This window comes from Nostoc sp. (genome assembly GCF_036917615.1).
Taxonomy (GTDB): Bacteria; Cyanobacteriota; Cyanobacteriia; order Cyanobacteriales; family Nostocaceae; genus Nostoc.
The window spans coordinates 24,368-43,228 of record NZ_JBALCZ010000043.1; the positions used below are offsets into that span (position 1 = coordinate 24,368).

Sequence of the window (18,861 nt, forward strand, 5' to 3'; positions counted from 1 at the left end):
TTTAGTTATTTTCTTAAAGCATAACAAATGTGTTTCTAGCTGGTGGGCAAAATTAATCAGCTAGTCAGTCCAACGAGTATTGTCTTGACTAAATTCCTAATCAAGTTGGTAGTTTTGCTAACAGTAGAACATTGAATTTTCGTAAAATATTGACAATAAGCAAATTATATGGTTTATCACTAACTGAAAAATTTAGAATTTTTGTATTTACGTAGCACTTATTTAGCACTTATGTGTTAAAGTAACCTAAATTTTTTGAATTGATTGTTAGCGTCTAGTTCAAAGTCAGGGTGGCTTTCAAACCTACCCTTAGCGAAAACTAGAAACTATGAGCTTTGCTGAACTACTGTGGTGTTGGGGTGGTGTTTAGACTTGGGGTAAATTAGGTGGCAGAAGTATCTGGTCAACTATATGAACGATGCCATTGCTAGCTGGGATGTCTGACTGAGTAACTTTTGCATTGTTGAGTGTGATTGAGTTGTTGGCACGATCAAACCGTGATTTTAACGGGGAGTACCCTCAACTGTTTTAACTTGTCCAGATGTCAATTGCTGGGAGGTATGACAATAGTTAATGAATTTATAGATATATAGCAGTCCTAAAGGATTTATGAAATTCTCTGTTTCTTTTCTTCTCTTCTCTACCTTGGGCTGCGCCAACGAGACGCTGCGCGTACCCCTATGGGAAAGCAAGCTACACGTAGTGTCTTGTAGAGAAGGCGGTTCGATAGTTTTTACAACTGATTTAGGATTGCTATAGTCATTCATCTAACGGCATACTTTCTCAAGTGAAAAATATTTCTACAAAAGTTTGACTAATTTTATAGTTTGTGATTAGCCAAAAAACGTAGATTTTAGTCTGGATTTTCCGTATTGAAAACAGCTATAAATTATAAAAAAAGCAATGGGTAATAGGTTTTCACCCATTACCCATTACCAACTTCACAAATTTTCAGAGTAGTGTCAGGGAATTGAGATTAGATATCTAGATCGGTGAAGTTGAGTTTAGAACCATAGGTTTCGATAAATTCTCGTCTGGGTGCGACCCGATCGCCCATTAAAATTGTGAAGATGCGATCGGCTTCGGCGGCATCCTCAATTTCGACTTGCTTCATTTTACGGCTTTCTGGGTTCATTGTGGTGTCCCAGAGTTGTTGTGGCATCATTTCACCCAAACCTTTGAAGCGTTGGATGGTATAGTTGGCGTTAGCAGGAAATTTGGCGATTGCTTGATTTTTTTCGCGATCGCTATAGCAGTACTCATGATTACGTCCCCGTTCTACTTTAAACAGTGGGGGACAAGCAATAAAAATAAAGCCTTGTTCGATGAGCGATCGTTGATATCGATAGAAGAATGTTAACAACAAAGTGCGAATATGCGCTCCATCTACGTCAGCGTCCGTCATGATGACTATCCGGTGATACCGCAGTTGGGTAGAATCGAATTCATCACCTTTAACACCTAAACCGAGTGCTGTAATTAACGATTGAACTTCGTTATTTTTATAGATTTTAGCGTCGTCGGTTTTTTCAATGTTGAGAATTTTACCACGTAGAGGCAAGATCGCTTGAGTGCGGCGATCGCGTCCTTGTTTGGCGCTGTTATGGACAAACACACCACAGGCTAATAAAAAGTTATGAGTTTCGGGAACTTCAATGTCATAAACATCCACCTGTTCTTCTAGATATTGAACGCAAGAAACTTCAAGCGTAGAAGTAACCGGAATCTCACTATTTTCGGAAATTACTGAAGCAAGACGCGGGAGACACCAGAGCGGATCATAACGGGTTAACTGTTCAGCCGGCTTGTAAGTACCATCTTTTAACAAGAAACGGTGATCTGGAGTACAGATAACGCTATTACCAGTATTAAATGTTATCCTCACGACTTTAGCATTTGCTTTAGTCATTCGGGGGTTGATAATGCGTTCTACACTTTGAGTACCGTCACTACGAATAGTTAGGCAAAAATGCTCTTTCCCTTCTTTTTGTTCAGCGACAATTTCTTTAAAACTGAGCTTACGCTGATCATCTAATGTCACAAGTGTATCACCATGAAAACATCCACCGGCTGAGTCGCCTTCCACGATGAATATTTCTGATTCGCTGGGGTCGCGAGAACTACAATCTGCCAATTTCCCAGGTAATGGCGAAGATTCCAGCACCGATTTGCGCCGAACTAATTCCCGCGCGTGACGGGCTGCTTCTGCGGCTTTGAAAGCTTGGATAGCTTTATCTAAAATTGAGTCTGCGATCGGCGGATGAAATTCTAGGTATTCGGTGAGGACTTCTCCCACCAAAGAATCGACAATTCCCCGAACTTCGGTGTTGCCAAGTTTGGTTTTGGTTTGTCCTTCAAATTCTGGATCGGGGACTTTTACGGAAATTACGGCTGTCAGACCCTCGCGGACGTGTTCACCACTGAGGTTAGGTTCATTCTCTTTAATTTTATTGCGCTTGCGGGCGATCGTATTTAATGTCCGAGTCAGAACCGCTTTCAACCCTTCTAAGTGCGTACCACCATCTACTGTGCGAATATTGTTGGCAAAACCCAGCACATTATCCGTGTAAGCATCAGTACACCACTGCAAGGAAACTTCCACTTGTACGTTGTTCCGTTCCCCCTGCACATAGATAATTTCTTCATGCAGGGGCTGCTTCTCACGGTTCATGTAGGCGATATATTCTTTAATGCCACCCTTGTAATCGTAGGATTCTACCTTGGGTGTATCGCTTTTCAGTAATTCCAGACGGTGGTCAGTAAACGTAATTTTGACACCAGCATTCAGATACGCCAATTCCCGTAAGCGACCTGATAAAGTGATGTAATCAAACTCAATGCTAACAGTGAATATTTGGGTATCTGGTTTAAAAGTAACAGAAGTTCCGGATCTATCTTCTTTATAAGGCTTGACTTGCAGTTCAGTAACTGGGATACCCCGTTCATAACGCTGAATATGAACTTTTTTATCTCGCCAAACTGTAACTTCCACCATATCAGACAGGGCATTAACAACAGAAATACCAACCCCGTGCAATCCTCCAGAAACTTTGTAGCCACCGCCGCCAAACTTACCACCGGCGTGCAATACCGTCATCACGGTTTCCAAAGCCGATTTCCCGGTGCGCGAGTGAGTATCGATGGGAATACCGCGACCATCATCTGTTACAGTCACCGAACCATCAGCGTTGATATCCACCTCTATATGAGTGCAATAACCCGCCAAAGCCTCATCAATTGAATTGTCCACCACCTCGTAAACTAAATGGTGGAGTCCTCGCGGTCCAGTAGTACCGATGTACATTCCTGGTCGTTTGCGGACGGCTTCCAGACCTTCCAGAACTTGAATCTGATCGGCACTGTAACTGCTCGTCATGTAAACTCTCCTGATGCGTGGGGTTTAAGTCGCCGAAAGGCAAACAAAAGTAAAAACACTCCAAAATTGTAACACAAAACCCTTGCTGGCGTCTGTAGGGCATTTTCAAGAGAAGTTTATACAGGGGTTGCAGTCCCGTGTCAGAGGGGGCAAGGGGAGAATAGTTTAATGACTAATGACTAATGACTAATGACTAATGACTAATGACTAATGACTAAATTAATTGTGATTTGTGGGGCGACGGCAACAGGTAAGTCAGGTTTGGCTTTGGCTTTGGCGATGCAGTTGGGTTCTGTAATTCTCAGTGCTGATTCTCGTCAAGTTTACCGTGAGTTTGATATTGGGACGGCAAAAGCAACTGTGGCTGAACAAAAATTGGTGTCGCACTATTTAATAGATATCTGCGAACCAACAGACATAATGACAGTAGCAGACTACCAGGAACAAACACAAGCTTTAATTGCTTCTGTTAGTGTTACGCCACTGTTGCTAGTTGGTGGCACTGGTTTATACATCCGTTCCATTGTCCAAGGGATGAAAATTCCTCGAGTCGCACCGCAAACAGAATTGCGATCGCAGCTTGAATCTCTCGGTCAACCACAACTATACGCAATGTTACAACAAGTTGATCCAGTTGCTGCACAAAAGATTCATGGCAATGATTTAGTGCGTACCTTACGGGCATTAGAGGTATTTTATGTAACTGGATATCCAATTTCGGAACAACAAGGGGAGAATCCACCAAATTATCCGATTTTGCAAATTGGTTTGGATTGCAATGCTGACAAGTTGGGCGCTCGTATTCAACAGCGTACTGAGGAAATGATAGCAGATGGGTTAGTCGCTGAGGTGGAGTATCTTTGTCAAAAATATGGCGCTGAGTTGTCTTTGTTGAATACTTTGGGCTATCAAGAAATTAAGCAATATTTGGCTGGGAATATTTTCTTGGATGAAGCGAAAGAATTAACAATTTTGCATACGCGGCAATTTGCCAAGCGACAACGTACTTGGTTTCGAGCATATTCCCAAATTGAATGGTTTGATGCGGATGATCCTAATTTATTAGAGAAGGTTTGGTATCGGATAAATGAGTTTATAAGTTGCACGAGTACTTGATATTTTCTGACTCACGCAAAGATGTAAAAAATTTTTATGTCTTTGCGTGAAGGTTCTAGAGAGTTTCGGGATCAACGCCCATAGCCCGTAGCCTATCTGCTAGTAATTGAGTGCGTTGTTCTGCTTGTTCAAAAGTGTCATTTTCAGTGATTAACTGGTTAGCATCTGGCACATAGTAATCATCATCATTGATTAGAACTTGCTGAACCATGACTTTATCCAGTATTTAAGAGTGTTATTTATAGGTTAGTTGATTGGGAGTGAAAAGGTTTAAACTAGCTTGATACTGTGTATCCATAATTGGTGTTATTGAGGTAGTTGTGTCAAAATATACAAAATTAAGTTTGAAGCATCACCACAATGATTAAACCAATACTGCAAAATCGTTACAAAATTATTAAGCGATTAGGATCTGGGGGATTTGGAGAAATTTATCTGGCTGAAGATTTAAATATGTCTGCCATTTATAAATTTCAATGTGTTGTCAAACGACTACAGCCCAAGGTAATGAATCAAAGAATTATAGAAAGATTCCTTCAAGAAGGGGAAACTCTTTTGAAATTGGGTCAAAACCACAGTCAAATTCCCAAGCTGTTCAACTTTTTTGAGGAAGATCAAGAATTATATCTTGTTCAAGAATTGATTGAAGGGCATGACTTAAGCCAGGAAATGACTTTTGGCAAGCAATGGAGTGAAACTGAAGTGATTAAGTTCTTACGAGAAATTCTTGAGGTATTGGCATATGTTCACTATTATGGACATATCCACAGAGATATTAAGCCAGCCAATATCATGAGGCGCTTTCGGGATGGAAAGTTAATACTGATTGATTTTGGTTTAGTAAAAGAAATAAATTTTATAGGACAAACCCCTTGTAGTGTTGATGTTGGAACTCCTGGTTATAAGCCAAGTGAGCAGATAAATGGTACACCTATGTTTAGTAGTGACATTTATGCTGTAGGGATGACAGCAATTCAATTCTTGACTGGAATACCACCGCACCAACTTTTAAAAGACAATAGTGGTGAGGTAATTTGGCGACATCTGACCCAAGTAAGTGACAGGCTAGCTGATATTTTAACAACAATGTTAAAAAACAATTTCCCCGAACGCTATAAAGATGCAAGTGAGGCATTACAAGCTTTAAAAAAACTACAAGCAATAAACCTGGCTGAGTTATATCTACAATCACATGCCGCCTCTCAAACCAATCAAGCCAAGCAAATAGCTCAATCAGATTTATCATTACTCAAGCCAACCTTGATTGGCGATAAGTATGGTTATATTAACCATCGGGAAACGTTTATTATCCCACCCTCTTTTGATATGGCTTGTGACTTTTTTCACGGATTAGCAGCAGTTAATGTTGGTGGTCGAGTAAGTTTGTTTTTTGGCGTTATCGGTGGTAAGTGGGGTTATATCAACAAAAGAGGAGAATGGGCTATCGTGCCAAAGTTTGATGAAGCTGGCAATTTTTATAATGGTGTTGCAAGGGTCGAAGTTGATGGGCGGGAGTATTATATCAATGATAGAGGGGAATCTATTCTTTAGTTAGTTGCATTATAAACCCTGCTTAAATACTGGTACTGTTCCCTCACCTCGCCTTAGTCCGTAACTTAAATAAACTAAATCCCACTTGTATATATGATGCCTCTCCATCCACCCATCCAAATTATTGCTGAAGATGCGTGCGAGTGATCGCCATCTCAGCCTATCGAATATGTATTTTTACTCCCACATCCTTTGAACTGGATATGCATCAAAGACAACATCTATACTTAACAAAGGCATCTTTTCAACTATTGCCTGAGCGATTAAAATTCGGTCAAAAGGGTCGCGGTGATTGCTTGGCAAAGCTTCTAAAGCATAGATATGAGTCAATTCAATGGGTAATAGTTGTAGATTATTTACTCGCTGTTGAGTTTCAATGAAATTAGGAAGCGACGAGCTTAAATTTAGCTTACCAAGCTGAGATTTTATTTGTAATTCCCAAACACTAGCCATGCTAACTATCCAAAAGTTGTTAGTATCAATTAATAAATTTCTAACTCTCTAGGATAGTTTTTCTGGGTTTCCTGCTGACCAAATAATTACGTGAGTATCTAATAACAATTTCATCCCTGACTTTCACCTAACCAAAATTCATCAGGTAAAGGGTCATTAAAATCATCACTTATCCAAATCTTATCTTGGTTTAAACCTAGTACCCGTTTCTGCGGTGGTTGTTGGGGTTGAGCATATTTTTGTGCTAGAAATTCCACAAAATCTAGCACCTGTTGTTGCTGTTCGGGTGCTAGGGTTTGCAGCTTGGCAATTAATTTTGAGGTGGAATCTAAAATTTGGGAAGTCATTTCACCCTCTTTTGTTGAATGTCTAACTCCATGTTACTTTGACCCCAAAGTTAACATAATATTGGATTTTACCATCATTCAACGCACTTGTTAACAGATATCCCACCTTCGGTACTTAAATCATGCGATCGCACTTACTTTACATCAAATGCGTAGACACATTCGCGGAGCGTCTCGTAGAGAAGCGGCTTGTCGTCAGACACCGCTTTTTACTCACCTTTGACTGCTATTCTTGCAACAATAGTAATTAAAGCTTTCCAAAAAAGCCTGCAATACGCAATACATCTACCCTGAACTTTAAAAAACTATGCTTATCCAAGATAAAAAACAACTCAACTGGAAACCCATTATCAAAGCATTCGAGGCTATTCTTGGCAAAAATGGTGTTGTCCAACGCCGCGAAGAACTCATTACCTATGAATGTGATGGTTTAACTGGCTATCGCCAACGTCCGGCTATGGTAGTGTTACCCAGAACTACAGAACAAGTTGCTCAAGTGGTGAAGATATGCAATCAATATTCTATACCCTTCATAGCACGCGGTTCTGGCACTGGTCTATCTGGCGGTGCTTTGCCTTTGGAAGATTCTGTTTTAATTGTAACCTCGTTAATGCGGCAAATCCTCAGCATTGATTTGGAAAATCAACGGGCAATTGTGCAACCAGGGGTGATTAATAGTTGGGTAACACAAGCCGTCAGTGGTGCTGGTTTTTACTATGCTCCTGACCCCTCTAGTCAAATTATCTGCTCTATTGGGGGCAACATTGCCGAAAATTCTGGTGGGGTGCATTGCCTCAAATATGGCGTCACCACTAACCACGTTTTAGGATTAAAAATTGTCACGCCGTCAGGGGAAATTATAGATTTAGGCGGACAAATTCCAGAAATGCCTGGTTATGATTTAACAGGTGTTTTTGTTGGTTCTGAAGGCACTTTAGGAATTGCCACAGAAATTACTTTGCGAATTCTCAAAAGTCCAGAATCAATTTGTGTGCTATTGGCAGATTTCACTAGTATTGAAGCTGCGGGAGCAACTGTTTCTGACATCATCAGCGCCGGAATTATTCCTGGTGGTATGGAAATGATGGATAACTTCAGCATCAATGCAGTTGAAGATGTTGTAGCAACTAATTGTTATCCCCGCGATGCAACTGCTATTTTACTCATAGAAATAGATGGTTTAGAAGTGGAAGTTGCCGGAAATAAGCAGCGAGTTACCGAAATTTGTAAAAAGAACGGTGCGCGTAATGTAACTTCTGCTACTGACCCAGAAACCCGATTGAAATTATGGAAAGGACGCAAAGCTGCTTTTGCGGCGGCTGGACATTTAAGTCCAGATTATTATGTGCAAGATGGTGTAATTCCCCGGACTCAGTTGCCTTATGTTCTGCATGAAATTAAGGCATTAAGTGAACAATATGGTTATAGTGTTGCTAATGTATTTCATGCTGGCGATGGCAATCTTCATCCGCTCATTCTTTATGATAATTCTGTGCCTGGAGCATTAGAGCAAGTAGAAGAAATGGGTGGAAAAATTCTCAAACTTTGTGTCCAAGTGGGTGGCAGTATTTCTGGCGAACATGGTATTGGTGCAGAGAAAAAGTGCTATATGCCACAGATGTTTAGCCAAGTTGATTTAGAAACTATGCAATGGGTACGGCAAGTTTTTAATCCTAAAGGATTAGCCAATCCTGAAAAGATATTTCCCACACCACGCACTTGTGGTGAAGCAGCAAATGCATCAGCTATCAAGCAATTTGAAGGTGTAGAAAGATTTTAAGAAGAAACGAAGTCAGGAGTTAAAATTCAGGAGTCAGAAATTAATAATTAGGAGTTAGGAGTTAGAAGTTTCGAGTTATAATTTATTAGGTTTTGGTATCGTTAAGTATATTCATCACCAGAACTTGCTCCGTATTATTTCAACTATTCTGACTCCTAACTTATGAATTCTGAATTCTGAATCATCATTTCTTTACATCATCCGGGGGATTACAACTTTATTTTGTAGTTATATATATTCCGATCGCACTAGGTCGCGCTTACAAATGAATCGGGTTGTTCGCCATTGTGTTTCTTGCTTGCTGTGTTTGGGATTAGTAATCGCTTTAACAGTTTTTTTACCCTCTTCACTGCCAGTTTATTCCCAAAAGAAAAGTCTTTTAACTACAGAAATTCGCGGCGTTTGGCTAACTAATGTTGGTAGTAGTGTACTATTTCTCCCTTGGGGTATTAACCGTGCTATAAATCAATTATCGGCTCTCAACTTTAATACAATTTATCCTGTAGTTTGGAACCAAGGACATACTTTTTATAAAAGTGCAGTAGCCAAAATAACTACAGGCTCAGAAACTCAACCTTTGCTTAACTTCATGCATGGTGGACAAGATGTTTTAACAAAGATAGTAACACTTGGTAAAAGTAAAGATTTGAGAGTCATTCCCTGGTTTGAATACGGATTCATGACACCGCATTATTCACAATTAGCAAGGCGTTATCCCGACTGGTTGACAATTGGGCAAAAAGGTATAAAGTCTACTCAAGATGCCCCCCCAGAAGAAATCGACAATATTTTAGTAACTAAGCTGGCCTGGTTGAATCCTTTACATCCGCAAGTCCAAGAGTTTATTCAAGAGCTAATTTTGGAAGTAGTCAGGAATTACGATGTAGATGGTATTCAGCTTGATGACCATTTTGGAATGCCTGTACAGTTCGGGTACGATCGCTTCACTATAAAACTCTATCAACAAGAGCATCAAGGTAAAAGTCCCCCAACTGACCCTTTTAACTCAGAATGGATGCGGTGGCGGGCAGACAAAATTACTGATTTTATGGCAGAAATCTACCAAGCTGTCAAGGCAGTTAAGCCCAAACTCAAAATATCTCTATCTCCTAACTATCAAGCTTTTGCTTATAAATACTATTTGCAAGATTGGGAAAATTGGGTAAAAAAAGGTTTAGTTAATGAGTTAATTTTGCAGGTATATCGAAATGACAAAAAGTCTTTTATCGCTCAACTAGAACTTCCATCTATAAAATTGGCTCAAAGTATAATTCCTGTAGGTATTGGGATATCAACAGGAACCTTCAGAAATCCGGTGAAAATGGCACAAGTTAGAGAACAGGTTCAGGTAGTGCGCGATCGCAATTTTGATGGGATCTCCTTTTTCTACTGGGAGAGTCTATGGGGTTACATCGTACCGGAATCACCCCAACAGCGACGCAAAGGTTTTTTTGAAATGTTTAATGCCAGAACTGTCAAATTATTACAAACAAAGAAACTTTGATGCCATTCGCGCCTAAAAATACTAGATTTGGCTTTACATTGCTGTGGACTTTAGCTACTTTTAGCGGATTTTTATTGAGTTTACTCTTTATTGAAATCGGTGAAAAGCCAGATATTGGAGTAATAGAGGCGGCTATCGGCGGATTTGCGATCGCACTTCCTCAAGGTTGTCTTCTCAAAAAACCTATATTTTGTATCAGGTGGATTTTGTCAAGTCTTTTGGGTTGGAGTATCATCACTGCGATCGGTATTGGTGCCGTGGGTTGGATTGTACCTAGCACTCAGATTTTCCCTTTGAGAATCCTGTCTGGGGTGATTTATGGTACACTTGGCGGACTCGGGATTGGATTGGCACAATGGTTGGCAATTCCCCAGCCTATGGCGTGGCGATGGATATTTGTCTCTTCGGTAAGTTGGGCGGTTGCTATCCCCGTGGGTTCTGCTGTCGGGATGATCTTGCACCGCCTAACGCAGTTATTCTTCGGCGAAGTCATGGGATTAGCGATCACTTGGCTGTTGGTTGGTATCCTCACAGGAATGAATGCTCACAAATTGCGATTGTAAGTTACCACTCCTCTACTTATTTCCTTAGATATACTAAACAAAAGTTTATTAATAATTATAACTTTAATTGATGTATGCTGATAATTGCACTGAGATATATGCAATAATCCTAAAAAACTGTTAAAAATCAATTTGAGTAAGTTTGCCCTAACCTGCAAATGTATTTTCGGTTTCAAAAAGCAGGATTTGTGAAGCTGACTCCTATTAGCTTTCCTAGATTTCTGATCAGAAGTAGAGAAAGATCCAAGTTTCGATGAGCAACGGCTGACAAAACTTTGCTATAGGCGCTACAGTGCATCTCCTACAAGCGTAACGACAAGAGAGCGCCTACAAGAGTCAGTAATACCAGAAAGGGACTCTCGCATGAAGATAAATCCAGCAGAATCAACTATAGAGTTGACAAAATTATCACCTCCTCAGATTCTCTTCGGTACAGAAGTAGATGATAAAAGTAGTAGCGAGCAGTTTCTACTGAGCATGTACGATTCTGTGCAAGCATCAATATTTGTAGTTGATGTTCTGGAGGATGGAGATTTTCGGTATGTGGCACTTAATCCCACTCATGAGCGGTGGATAGGCATTCGCTCAGATGATCTCCGGGGCAAAAAACCAGAGGATATTCTCTCCCCAATCGATGCTGCCAAGGTACGTCAGCATTACTCTGAATGTGTGCTATTCGGCAAAACTATTTCTTACGAACAATGTTTGCAATTCCAGGGAATTTCGACTTGGTGGAGTACGACTCTCACCCCACTAAGGGATACTAACTCCCGGATTTATCGACTGATTGGTACTAGTAGCAATATCACCCCTGTTAAGCAAGCCCAAGAAGCAGTCGGACTCCAGGTTGAACGAGAGCAACTGCTAGAAGCGATCGCCGGACGAATTCACCAATCTGTAGAATTAGAGACAATTCTGCATCAGATAACAAAAGAACTCCGGCAGTTTTTGAATTGCGATCGCGTCCTGATTTATCGCTTCGAGCTTGATAGCAGTGGGGTATTCATTGCTGAATCAAGTGTGGCTGCAAGTGATCCATTGTTGGGAAAAAACATCACCGATCCCTGCTTCAATGGCAAACATCGAGAACACTACGGACGAGGTTGCATTCAATTTGTCGAAGATATTTATGCAGCCGGGTTGCATTCTTGCTATATAGATTTCCTGACATCTTTGCAGGTGAGAGCCAATCTGGTTGTGCCGATTTTCAAAGAGCAAGAGATGTGGGGGCTATTGATTGCCCAGCATTGCCACCAACCGCGTCAATGGCAGCAAACAGAAACTGACTTGCTCAAGCAGTTGGCAACTCAAATCGGCATTGCTGCTGGGCAGGCAGAACTTCGTCAGCAGATTAAGCATCTCGAAGCAAAGTTGGAGTCGCAAAAACAGAAGCAGATAAATCAGTTGCAGCAGGTGCGAAACTTTGAAGCCTTGGTGCGACGCATGACAGAACAAATCCGTGACAGTCTGGATCAAACTCAGGTATTGCAGACAGTTACCCAGGAATTAACAGAGTTACTGAACCTTGATCGTTGCCAAATCGAACTCTACAGCACCTGCCAAACTCTGGTTACTATTACCTACGAGTATAGCACGAACCTACCCCCGTGTCAAGGATTGACCAGACAGATTGCAGACCGTCTTGAAGTTTATCAGCCGCTGTTGCAAAAACAACCTTTGCAATTTTTGGAAATTGTGCCGGGATGGGAACCAAAGTTATTGGTTATGTCTCAGATGGCTTGTCCAATTTTCGATACTCAAGGGATTTTGGGAAACATTTGGTTGACAAGACCGACACAAGAGGCATTTGATGAATTTGAAATCGAGTTAGTGCAGCAGATCGCAAATGAATGTGCGATCGCCATTCGTCAAGCCCAGCTTTACAAACAAACCCAGGCACAGGTAAAAGAATTAGAAAAACGCGATCGGCTCAAAAACCAATTTCTCAGAACTCTGTCTCAAGAACTGCGGACACCAATAACTAGCATTAGCCTCGCAGCCCAAACTCTCGAAAGTGTCCTCACACCAGCAGAAATATCAGAGATAGAAATAGTTCCGCAACTGTTGCAGATTCTGCATAACGAGTGTGGGCGAGAAAACAAATTAATTAACGACCTACTCACGCTTACATATCTCGAAGCCGAACCCGATCCCCCAACTTTGATTGCCATTGACTTACAAAGCTGGCTTCACCCCATTGTTGAGTCTTTTCGAGACCTCACCAACTGCCAGCGGCAACGGTTAAAGCTGACTGTTAATCATGCGCTGCCATCTTTAGAGACAGATATCACCGATCTGGAGCGGATTGTCACCGAATTGCTCAACCATGCCTGCAAATATACCCCAGCTGGCGAATCGATCACAGTCTCTGCTGAGCTGATAGCGGATGCAGTAGAGCTTAATATTACCAATTCTGGAATAGAGCTTACCAGCAATGAACTGTCACGGATATTTGAGCCTTTCTATCACCTTTCCAAACATGATCCGTGGAAACATAGCGGCACTGGACTGGAATTGGCATTAGTGCAGAAACTGGTCAGACATTTAGGCGGCTCAATTTATGTAAAGAGTGCAACAGGTAAAACCACCTTCACCGTCAAATTCCCCTTTTAATTCGTTTTTTAGGCGTGGTACTGGCAAATCTGTCAGAAGTCTGCTATGATGGTTATTCGTGCGGGTGACTAGCTCAACGGTAGAGCAGTAGACTCTTAATCTATTGGTTGCGGGTTCAAATCCCTCGTCACCCACTCTTTCCAGCCCTCTAAATTTATCTTTGACTAAATCTTGCCTAAATTGAGGAAAGCGGCAACCTCTCAAAGCCGCATCGCTCAAGGATAAACAGCAAGAAAGTTTTGACTAATTTAACCAAAAACGCCTCTTGTTTTTTAGCAGTCCAGTGGAATGTCTAGCTTGTCCACTGGACGGCTAAAATGTGATGAAAAAGGGAATCATGCCTACCGAGGATGAATATCCAGTTTACGCACAACTTTCCTTAGAAAAACTCCTTCAGCTAGGAGGAGACTATTTCTATGAAGAAGATGATCAGGAATTCGATTCTGAATTTGATTGTGGCTTTATCCCTGGTGAGGGATGCTCGATGATCGGAACAGAGGATTGTGATTTCGATTGCCCGTATCGAGATGAATTAATGAAGCATCCCGCTTACCCTAATGTTGATTTATCAACTTTAGACTGCTAGAAGTGACGAAAAGGGAATTATGAAGAAAATTAAAATTTAATAGTATTATTTGGGTTTAAACTTCCAGCTATCACTAATGCTCTACTAAAAATCTTTGGTTTTTCGGTAAATAATTCAGGTAGGGCAATAATTATCATTTCAGCTAATCTTTCAGCGTGCTGGTCTGAGATGATTTCTGGTATTTGAGTTTTAAGATAATTGATTAAAGGGCAAATTACAGGATCATTCATCAATTATGCCTATCCGATATTACAAACTAGAGGGGAAAACACCCGTTGCCATTGAGTCCTTTATAGATTGGAATTTATGGATGGCAAGAGCTACCTTTGCTGAGACTACAGTTATGTACAACGAATTTAATGACTGCTTGATTTCAACTAAGTTTGTTGGCATAGACTTAAACCCTGGTAGCTGCAACTGCTTGTCTAAGCCGATGGTGTTTGAAACTTTGGTCATGGGTGGGGCACTTGACGGGAAAAGAAACTTTTACCCCACCTGGGAAGAGGCAATACAAGGGCATCTAAAAATATGCACTCAAGTTTTTAAGCTTTCCCCCTGATTGTTAGAGTGAATCGCCAGAAGTTACCTGAGAGACTACCTGCGTAAAGTCGATGTAGTATTCTGCTCCTGGCGCAAAGAATGTCGCGGCATTAGGGTTGTTGATATACATCTCAAGATTTCCACTTGGGGTCGCTTGCCAAAATGATTTATTTTCTTCGCTGCCTGTGTGGACGGGACGCAGCTTAACAGTATTGCCACCACCAGCATGATTGGTTACGCTTTCTACCAAAAATTTAGCTCTTACTGACATAATGAATCTCCAAAGGTTCAACCACTTTTATAGCCTGCTGCAAAAAGTTTCAATTACCCTAAATTCCCTGGCGATTATCTACCCCAAAGTCTCTTAACTCTTTCCAATGTTTCGCGAAACTCCCGCCGTCGCCGATCAAGCTCTGCTTTTCTGGAAGCTTTAGCGACTCGTTCGGGTGATGTAAATAGTCTATTTATAGTAAATCCAGAGCTATTTGTCATGATTAGTACGTTCATTACGAATCACGTAAGCTTCAATTCTTAGCAACTTCTCATTTATGTCTTTAATTTGGGTTTCGATATCTTTAAAGCCATAAGCTATATTTTTAGATATTTCCCTTTGATTGTTAACTAAATGGTTAAAATCACGCCTCTCGTTGACCGCTTTTTCAGCAGCAGCTTCTGCTTTTTGAATAGCCTGCTGATTTTTAAGATCAACTTGTTGTTTCTCAAATTTAATTTTATTCAACCACCAAACAACCCAACCTGATACAGCACAAACAAACGACAATATAAAACTACCGAGCTTGGGATCAAAGTTCATATTTAAGCAACAAATTTTTCGATTGTAATATTCCAATTAAAAGTAAATTTTCTTTGACTATGGAATTTGAGAACCAAGTGTCTAGTAGTAATTCCCGCATTGACAAACTCAGAGGGAATTTTCATATTTAAGATTTTGATATTATCCGAAGGGTAAAAACTTTGAGTCCCATAAAACTCAAATTGGGTTTCGGCTAATGATTGAGAAATTAATGCTTTTGCACCTTGTGGATATATATCCCAATCTTGAGTAATGCGAAACAAACTCCCATCAACAGGTAAAGAGGTTAAAAGTTGCCAATTTTCAGTCAAAACAATATTGTCAACTTTTACCCAGTTCATGTTTAAGCTTCCTTAATATTTTGTCCGCCTTGTCTCCGACGGCGTTGACTACGTTGTACTGGTGGCTCAATTGATTCTACTAATTGAGAGGTTTCATCACTGATTACTTTAGGCGCTTCAGTCTGTTGATTTTTTTGATTATCTTCTGCCATAATTAATCTCCTAAATCAATTTCATTCAAATTCTCTTCTACCTCTTTGATGTATTCATCAATATCATCAAGATATGGCTCAACCATTTCTAGTAAATCATCAGGGGAAATTTTCCCCTGAATCATTGCTTTAGTAGCCTGATCAACAATTATTGATGCTTCGATTGCTAATTGCGCTTCTTGCTTTGGATCACGTGGGATAATAATCACAGAGAAAGATTGTCTAATTTGTCGATTAACTACTATATTCATTGATGATTTATTTAGAATTAGCCAGAAGGAAGTCCAGTGGCTAAATTAGTACCAGTTGGTTTAGCACGGTCAAAACTACGAATTTCAACAAATTCTTCAGGAATAAAATGTAAACCTAAAATAGTAAACTGACCTCCAACTGTTCCTTTTTTGAGGCTATCCATCAAAGATTTTCTTACATCTTCTTCAGTTACAGTTGCCAGCGTAGGAGTGGTAGGTGTGCCCCCTTCAGTATGAGCATCCGGTACAGTCGTAGTTCGCCCATAAGGAACCGAACCACTACGCACACCCGCATAAGTTTTATAATTTCGTTTGGTGATTTTTGATGCTTTTTGTGTTTTCGCTTGAGCAAGACTAGCGGTAGGAACAACAGTAATTATGCATTCAGCTGCATAAAATGCCGGTTCAATGAGCATTTTTGTGAAATCACGCTCAATCCCAAATGCAGCATCAGTTGCTGCCGAAAATAAGCTTTTAATATTGTCACCCTGTACAGTAATGCTTGCCTGCATCGCTGTAATTGCACCTGAACCCGTATTTGGTTCTTCCCCAAAAGGTGTAACCCCAACGTTGAAAATCTTCAAAAATTTGGCGTCTGGCTTCCGATCTACTGTAAGTTTATTGGTTCCCTTGAGGTAATTTAAATATTCCCCAGCAGCTCCACTTGTTGCCGAATAGTTAGTCTCTTTTAGAGTTTGGTGTAATTTTCCAAAACGTTGCTTTTTACGTGGCATGTTTTTTTTATCTACTCAAATAAAATCGCTAACTTCATGCTGCCACAGAAAAAGCTGAAAATTGTTGCTACATAAGGCTTCACGACCTACTTAAATGTGAAAGGCGCTATCCGAGACCTTAAGTCTCTCGGAACGCTATAAATGTCTATAAGGGTCTGAAAAAATCCGTACAGTCTTTTCAAAGAGAATTAAATTCACAATAAACCTAAGTAAAAGTATCTACCCAGTCAGGTTTTGTATTTTGTAATCCTGTGGAAAAATACTCAGAGCGTTTAGCGCCAACTTCTATTTCTAATAGTTGTGGCCCTTTACGAGGTGCAATTGGGCGTAAAATTGCACCATCTAAATAATCTGGATCAATAATTGCTTTGCAAGCTTCGAGCATCTTTTCAGCTTCTTCAACTGAGAAAGCATTGATAATCAATTTTGAATTATCTTTAAGAGTTAACAACACTTCGTACTGTCCTTTTTTGTAATTAGGTAAAGGAGAACTAGTATAATGTTGCACAATTGGATGAGGAATTGTTATAGGGTATCTAGGTGTGTCATAATTATTTTCTCCTAACTTTTCTGCAAACATAAATACCATTTGCGGTCTACCCGCTTCGATACGAATCTGCCACCACTCCGGTACTGCTGTGTAATATTCTTTAGTACATTGTTGTGCTTCAAGTTGGGCAATTCGATGAAAATTAAGTTGCTCTTGGTCTTCAGTGTTTTCAATAACTTTTATTGTTTGATAAGTAAATTTTGGTTGCTTAGTTGTTGGATCGCAACCATCAAATACCTCAACTATAATATCTGTGTAATTCACTTTTTCTTCTTTTCCGTCTTGACCGTCAACTCCATTAATGCCATTAATTCCAGGTTGACCATCAACTCCATTTTTACCATCAGTACCGTTTTTACCGTCAACTCCATCTTTGCCATCAATACCATTTTTGCCATCAATACCGTTTCTGCCATCAATGCCATCTTTCCCATTAGTTCCGGGTTGACCATCAACTCCATTAGTACCATTAATGCCATTAATGCCATTGGTTCCGGGTTGACCATCAACTCCATTAATGCCATTGATGCCATTAATGCCATTAGTTCCGGGTTGACCATCAACTCCATTAATGCCATTACTTCCGTTTGTTCCCGGTTGTCCTGGAATTCCTTGCTGTCCTGGTTGTCCCGGTTCTCCTGGGATTCCTTGCTGTCCTGGTTGTCCTGGTTGTCCCGGTTCTCCTGGGATTCCTTGGGTTCCTTGAGTTCCTGGAATTCCCTGTGTTCCTGGATTTCCTTGCACTCCTGGGGTTCCCTGCGGGCCTGGATTTCCCTGCGGACCTGGGATTCCTTGTGGCCCTGGTTGTCCTTGAACACCAGGTCGCAATGCGATAGCTGCAATCTCAGCTTGCAATCCAGCAATTTGAATTTCTAGAAAGGCAACAGTAGCAGCAATTAGGGGAAACTTAACTAAAATTTCTGCCATTTGCCCAGCAAAGTTGGTAAGCCGATTACCAAGCTCTGCTAATTGTGCCATTTGAGCTTCAATTTGAGCTTCCTCCTCTGCTATTTTGGCATCCTCTGCGGCGACTTTTGCTGCCATCTCAGCTTCAATTTCTGTAAGACGAGCATTGATTTCAGCTTCGGTTGCCTCAACTTGCCCAACTTGAGCTTCTACAGCATTAATTTGGGCTTCTAGTTCAGCATTAAAGCTTTGGATCTCTGCTTGGGCCGCGGCGATTTCCGCTTCCAAAGGTGGGATTTGAGCTTCAACAGTTGCTAATTCTCCTCTAGCTTCTTGGGAAATATTTAGCGCTTGGAAAGCCGTTCTCTCTGCCTCTATCACTTGAGGTTGTAATTCAGTGTATTCAGCTTCTAAAACTCCCATTTGAGATTGCAACTCGACCACCTCGCCTTGAAGCCCTCCCACTGAGCTTTCTAATTGAGCGACTTGTGCTTCCTCGGAGGCAACCTGAGATTGCAACTCGACTACTTCACCTTGAAGCCCTCCCACTGAGCTTTCTAATTGAGCGACCTGTGCTTCCTCAGATGCAATTTGAGATTGCAACTCGACCACCTCGCCTTGAAGCCCTCCCACTGAGCTTTCTAATTGAGCGACTTGTGCTTCCTCGGAGGCAACCTGAGATTG

General features: G+C 40.9%; 19 protein-coding genes, 1 tRNA gene and 2 pseudogenes. 9 read left to right on the forward strand and 13 right to left on the reverse strand.

What is annotated here, in order from left to right; genetic code table 11:
• Nucleotides 1-366: 366 nt before the first annotated feature.
• Together V7K85_RS14835 and gyrB are read right to left on the reverse strand one after the other, a co-directional pair.
• On the reverse strand, nt 367-474 hold the full coding sequence (locus V7K85_RS14835) for a fasciclin domain-containing protein (protein ID WP_334814425.1): 108 nt from the start codon (nt 472-474) through the stop codon (nt 367-369).
• A gap of 502 nt (nt 475-976) precedes the next feature.
• Nucleotides 977-3,376, reverse strand: coding sequence for a DNA topoisomerase (ATP-hydrolyzing) subunit B (gene gyrB, locus V7K85_RS14840; RefSeq protein ID WP_334814407.1), 2,400 nt, complete (start codon nt 3,374-3,376; stop codon nt 977-979).
• A 210-nt stretch (nt 3,377-3,586) separates the two neighbouring features.
• On the opposite strand from gyrB, the gene miaA reads away from it, so the two are divergent.
• A complete protein-coding gene (gene miaA / locus V7K85_RS14845) occupies nt 3,587-4,492 on the forward strand; it encodes a tRNA (adenosine(37)-N6)-dimethylallyltransferase MiaA (RefSeq protein WP_334814408.1) in 906 nt (301 codons plus the stop codon).
• A 133-nt stretch (nt 4,493-4,625) separates the two neighbouring features.
• Here the strand turns inward: miaA and V7K85_RS14850 are convergent.
• A pseudogene (locus tag V7K85_RS14850) lies at nt 4,626-4,703 on the reverse strand (Uma2 family endonuclease); the annotation flags it as partial.
• A 149-nt stretch (nt 4,704-4,852) separates the two neighbouring features.
• On the opposite strand from V7K85_RS14850, the gene V7K85_RS14855 reads away from it, so the two are divergent.
• Nucleotides 4,853-6,043 carry a protein kinase domain-containing protein gene (locus V7K85_RS14855; protein WP_334814409.1) on the forward strand — a complete coding sequence of 397 codons (1,191 nt, stop codon included), beginning with the start codon at nt 4,853-4,855 and terminating at the stop codon, nt 6,041-6,043.
• 177 nt (nt 6,044-6,220) lie between these two features.
• Here V7K85_RS14855 and V7K85_RS14860 read toward each other — a convergent pair whose 3' ends face one another.
• Nucleotides 6,221-6,526, reverse strand: coding sequence for a type II toxin-antitoxin system VapC family toxin (locus V7K85_RS14860; RefSeq protein ID WP_334814426.1), 306 nt, complete (start codon nt 6,524-6,526; stop codon nt 6,221-6,223).
• A gap of 80 nt (nt 6,527-6,606) precedes the next feature.
• Nucleotides 6,607-6,843, reverse strand: a complete 237-nt coding sequence (gene vapB / locus V7K85_RS14865; protein WP_334814410.1) for a type II toxin-antitoxin system VapB family antitoxin — start codon at nt 6,841-6,843, stop codon at nt 6,607-6,609.
• A gap of 307 nt (nt 6,844-7,150) precedes the next feature.
• Between vapB and glcD the strand changes: the two genes are divergently transcribed.
• The 6 genes from glcD (at nt 7,151) to V7K85_RS14895 (ending at nt 13,889) form a co-directional block, all read left to right on the forward strand.
• Nucleotides 7,151-8,623, forward strand: a complete 1,473-nt coding sequence (gene glcD, locus V7K85_RS14870) for a glycolate oxidase subunit GlcD (protein ID WP_334814411.1) — start codon at nt 7,151-7,153, stop codon at nt 8,621-8,623.
• A gap of 265 nt (nt 8,624-8,888) precedes the next feature.
• Nucleotides 8,889-10,127 (forward strand): glycoside hydrolase family 10 protein, encoded by a 1,239-nt coding sequence (locus V7K85_RS14875; protein WP_334814412.1) that lies wholly within the window; start codon nt 8,889-8,891, stop codon nt 10,125-10,127.
• Nucleotides 10,127-10,690, forward strand: a complete 564-nt coding sequence (locus V7K85_RS14880) for a hypothetical protein (protein ID WP_334814413.1) — start codon at nt 10,127-10,129, stop codon at nt 10,688-10,690. The genes V7K85_RS14875 and V7K85_RS14880 overlap by 1 nt, the downstream gene beginning before the upstream one ends.
• A 363-nt stretch (nt 10,691-11,053) precedes the next feature.
• The gene (locus V7K85_RS14885; protein WP_334814414.1) at nt 11,054-13,303 is read left to right on the forward strand and encodes a sensor histidine kinase; all 2,250 of its coding nucleotides are present in this window, start codon (nt 11,054-11,056) and stop codon (nt 13,301-13,303) included.
• A 62-nt stretch (nt 13,304-13,365) separates the two neighbouring features.
• Nucleotides 13,366-13,437 (forward strand) — tRNA-Lys (locus tag V7K85_RS14890).
• 203 nt (nt 13,438-13,640) lie between these two features.
• Nucleotides 13,641-13,889 (forward strand): hypothetical protein, encoded by a 249-nt coding sequence (locus V7K85_RS14895; protein WP_334814415.1) that lies wholly within the window; start codon nt 13,641-13,643, stop codon nt 13,887-13,889.
• Between the two features lie 29 nt (nt 13,890-13,918).
• On the opposite strand, the gene V7K85_RS14900 is transcribed toward V7K85_RS14895, so the two are convergent.
• Nucleotides 13,919-14,119, reverse strand: coding sequence for a hypothetical protein (locus V7K85_RS14900; protein ID WP_334814416.1), 201 nt, complete (start codon nt 14,117-14,119; stop codon nt 13,919-13,921).
• Nucleotides 14,120-14,124: 5 nt separating this feature from the next.
• On the opposite strand from V7K85_RS14900, the gene V7K85_RS14905 reads away from it, so the two are divergent.
• Entirely contained in the window at nt 14,125-14,448 is a 324-nt protein-coding gene (locus V7K85_RS14905; RefSeq protein ID WP_334814417.1) for a hypothetical protein, read from the forward strand.
• A gap of 3 nt (nt 14,449-14,451) precedes the next feature.
• Here V7K85_RS14905 and V7K85_RS14910 read toward each other — a convergent pair whose 3' ends face one another.
• The 7 genes and pseudogenes from V7K85_RS14910 to V7K85_RS14940 form a co-directional block, all read right to left on the reverse strand.
• A complete protein-coding gene (locus V7K85_RS14910; protein ID WP_334814418.1) occupies nt 14,452-14,700 on the reverse strand; it encodes a hypothetical protein in 249 nt (82 codons plus the stop codon).
• Between the two features lie 210 nt (nt 14,701-14,910).
• Nucleotides 14,911-15,243 (reverse strand): hypothetical protein, encoded by a 333-nt coding sequence (locus tag V7K85_RS14915; RefSeq protein ID WP_334814419.1) that lies wholly within the window; start codon nt 15,241-15,243, stop codon nt 14,911-14,913.
• Between the two features lie 2 nt (nt 15,244-15,245).
• On the reverse strand, nt 15,246-15,584 hold the full coding sequence (locus tag V7K85_RS14920) for a hypothetical protein (RefSeq protein WP_334814420.1): 339 nt from the start codon (nt 15,582-15,584) through the stop codon (nt 15,246-15,248).
• Between the two features lie 2 nt (nt 15,585-15,586).
• The gene (locus tag V7K85_RS14925) at nt 15,587-15,736 is read right to left on the reverse strand and encodes a hypothetical protein (RefSeq protein WP_334814421.1); all 150 of its coding nucleotides are present in this window, start codon (nt 15,734-15,736) and stop codon (nt 15,587-15,589) included.
• A gap of 2 nt (nt 15,737-15,738) precedes the next feature.
• On the reverse strand, nt 15,739-15,987 hold the full coding sequence (locus V7K85_RS14930) for a hypothetical protein (RefSeq protein ID WP_334814422.1): 249 nt from the start codon (nt 15,985-15,987) through the stop codon (nt 15,739-15,741).
• A gap of 17 nt (nt 15,988-16,004) precedes the next feature.
• The gene (locus V7K85_RS14935; protein ID WP_334814423.1) at nt 16,005-16,721 is read right to left on the reverse strand and encodes a hypothetical protein; all 717 of its coding nucleotides are present in this window, start codon (nt 16,719-16,721) and stop codon (nt 16,005-16,007) included.
• A gap of 205 nt (nt 16,722-16,926) precedes the next feature.
• Nucleotides 16,927-18,861 (reverse strand): annotated as a pseudogene (locus V7K85_RS14940) (hypothetical protein); the annotation flags it as partial.

What these genes read in the sequence shown, in the direction of transcription:
- V7K85_RS14905 (WP_334814417.1), top strand. Translation starts at nt 14,125, where the DNA reads ATGCCTATCCGATATTACAAACTAGAGGGGAAAACACCCGTTGCCATT.
- V7K85_RS14895 (WP_334814415.1), top strand. Translation starts at nt 13,641, where the DNA reads ATGCCTACCGAGGATGAATATCCAGTTTACGCACAACTTTCCTTAGAA.
- vapB (WP_334814410.1), bottom strand. Translation starts at nt 6,843, where the DNA reads ATGACTTCCCAAATTTTAGATTCCACCTCAAAATTAATTGCCAAGCTG.
- V7K85_RS14925 (WP_334814421.1), bottom strand. Translation starts at nt 15,736, where the DNA reads ATGGCAGAAGATAATCAAAAAAATCAACAGACTGAAGCGCCTAAAGTA.
- V7K85_RS14920 (WP_334814420.1), bottom strand. Translation starts at nt 15,584, where the DNA reads ATGAACTGGGTAAAAGTTGACAATATTGTTTTGACTGAAAATTGGCAA.
- V7K85_RS14855 (WP_334814409.1), top strand. Translation starts at nt 4,853, where the DNA reads ATGATTAAACCAATACTGCAAAATCGTTACAAAATTATTAAGCGATTA.
- miaA (WP_334814408.1), top strand. Translation starts at nt 3,587, where the DNA reads ATGACTAAATTAATTGTGATTTGTGGGGCGACGGCAACAGGTAAGTCA.
- V7K85_RS14885 (WP_334814414.1), top strand. Translation starts at nt 11,054, where the DNA reads ATGAAGATAAATCCAGCAGAATCAACTATAGAGTTGACAAAATTATCA.
- gyrB (WP_334814407.1), bottom strand. Translation starts at nt 3,376, where the DNA reads ATGACGAGCAGTTACAGTGCCGATCAGATTCAAGTTCTGGAAGGTCTG.
- V7K85_RS14910 (WP_334814418.1), bottom strand. Translation starts at nt 14,700, where the DNA reads ATGTCAGTAAGAGCTAAATTTTTGGTAGAAAGCGTAACCAATCATGCT.
- V7K85_RS14935 (WP_334814423.1), bottom strand. Translation starts at nt 16,721, where the DNA reads ATGCCACGTAAAAAGCAACGTTTTGGAAAATTACACCAAACTCTAAAA.
- V7K85_RS14875 (WP_334814412.1), top strand. Translation starts at nt 8,889, where the DNA reads ATGAATCGGGTTGTTCGCCATTGTGTTTCTTGCTTGCTGTGTTTGGGA.
- V7K85_RS14915 (WP_334814419.1), bottom strand. Translation starts at nt 15,243, where the DNA reads ATGAACTTTGATCCCAAGCTCGGTAGTTTTATATTGTCGTTTGTTTGT.
- V7K85_RS14900 (WP_334814416.1), bottom strand. Translation starts at nt 14,119, where the DNA reads ATGAATGATCCTGTAATTTGCCCTTTAATCAATTATCTTAAAACTCAA.
- V7K85_RS14930 (WP_334814422.1), bottom strand. Translation starts at nt 15,987, where the DNA reads ATGAATATAGTAGTTAATCGACAAATTAGACAATCTTTCTCTGTGATT.
- V7K85_RS14880 (WP_334814413.1), top strand. Translation starts at nt 10,127, where the DNA reads ATGCCATTCGCGCCTAAAAATACTAGATTTGGCTTTACATTGCTGTGG.
- glcD (WP_334814411.1), top strand. Translation starts at nt 7,151, where the DNA reads ATGCTTATCCAAGATAAAAAACAACTCAACTGGAAACCCATTATCAAA.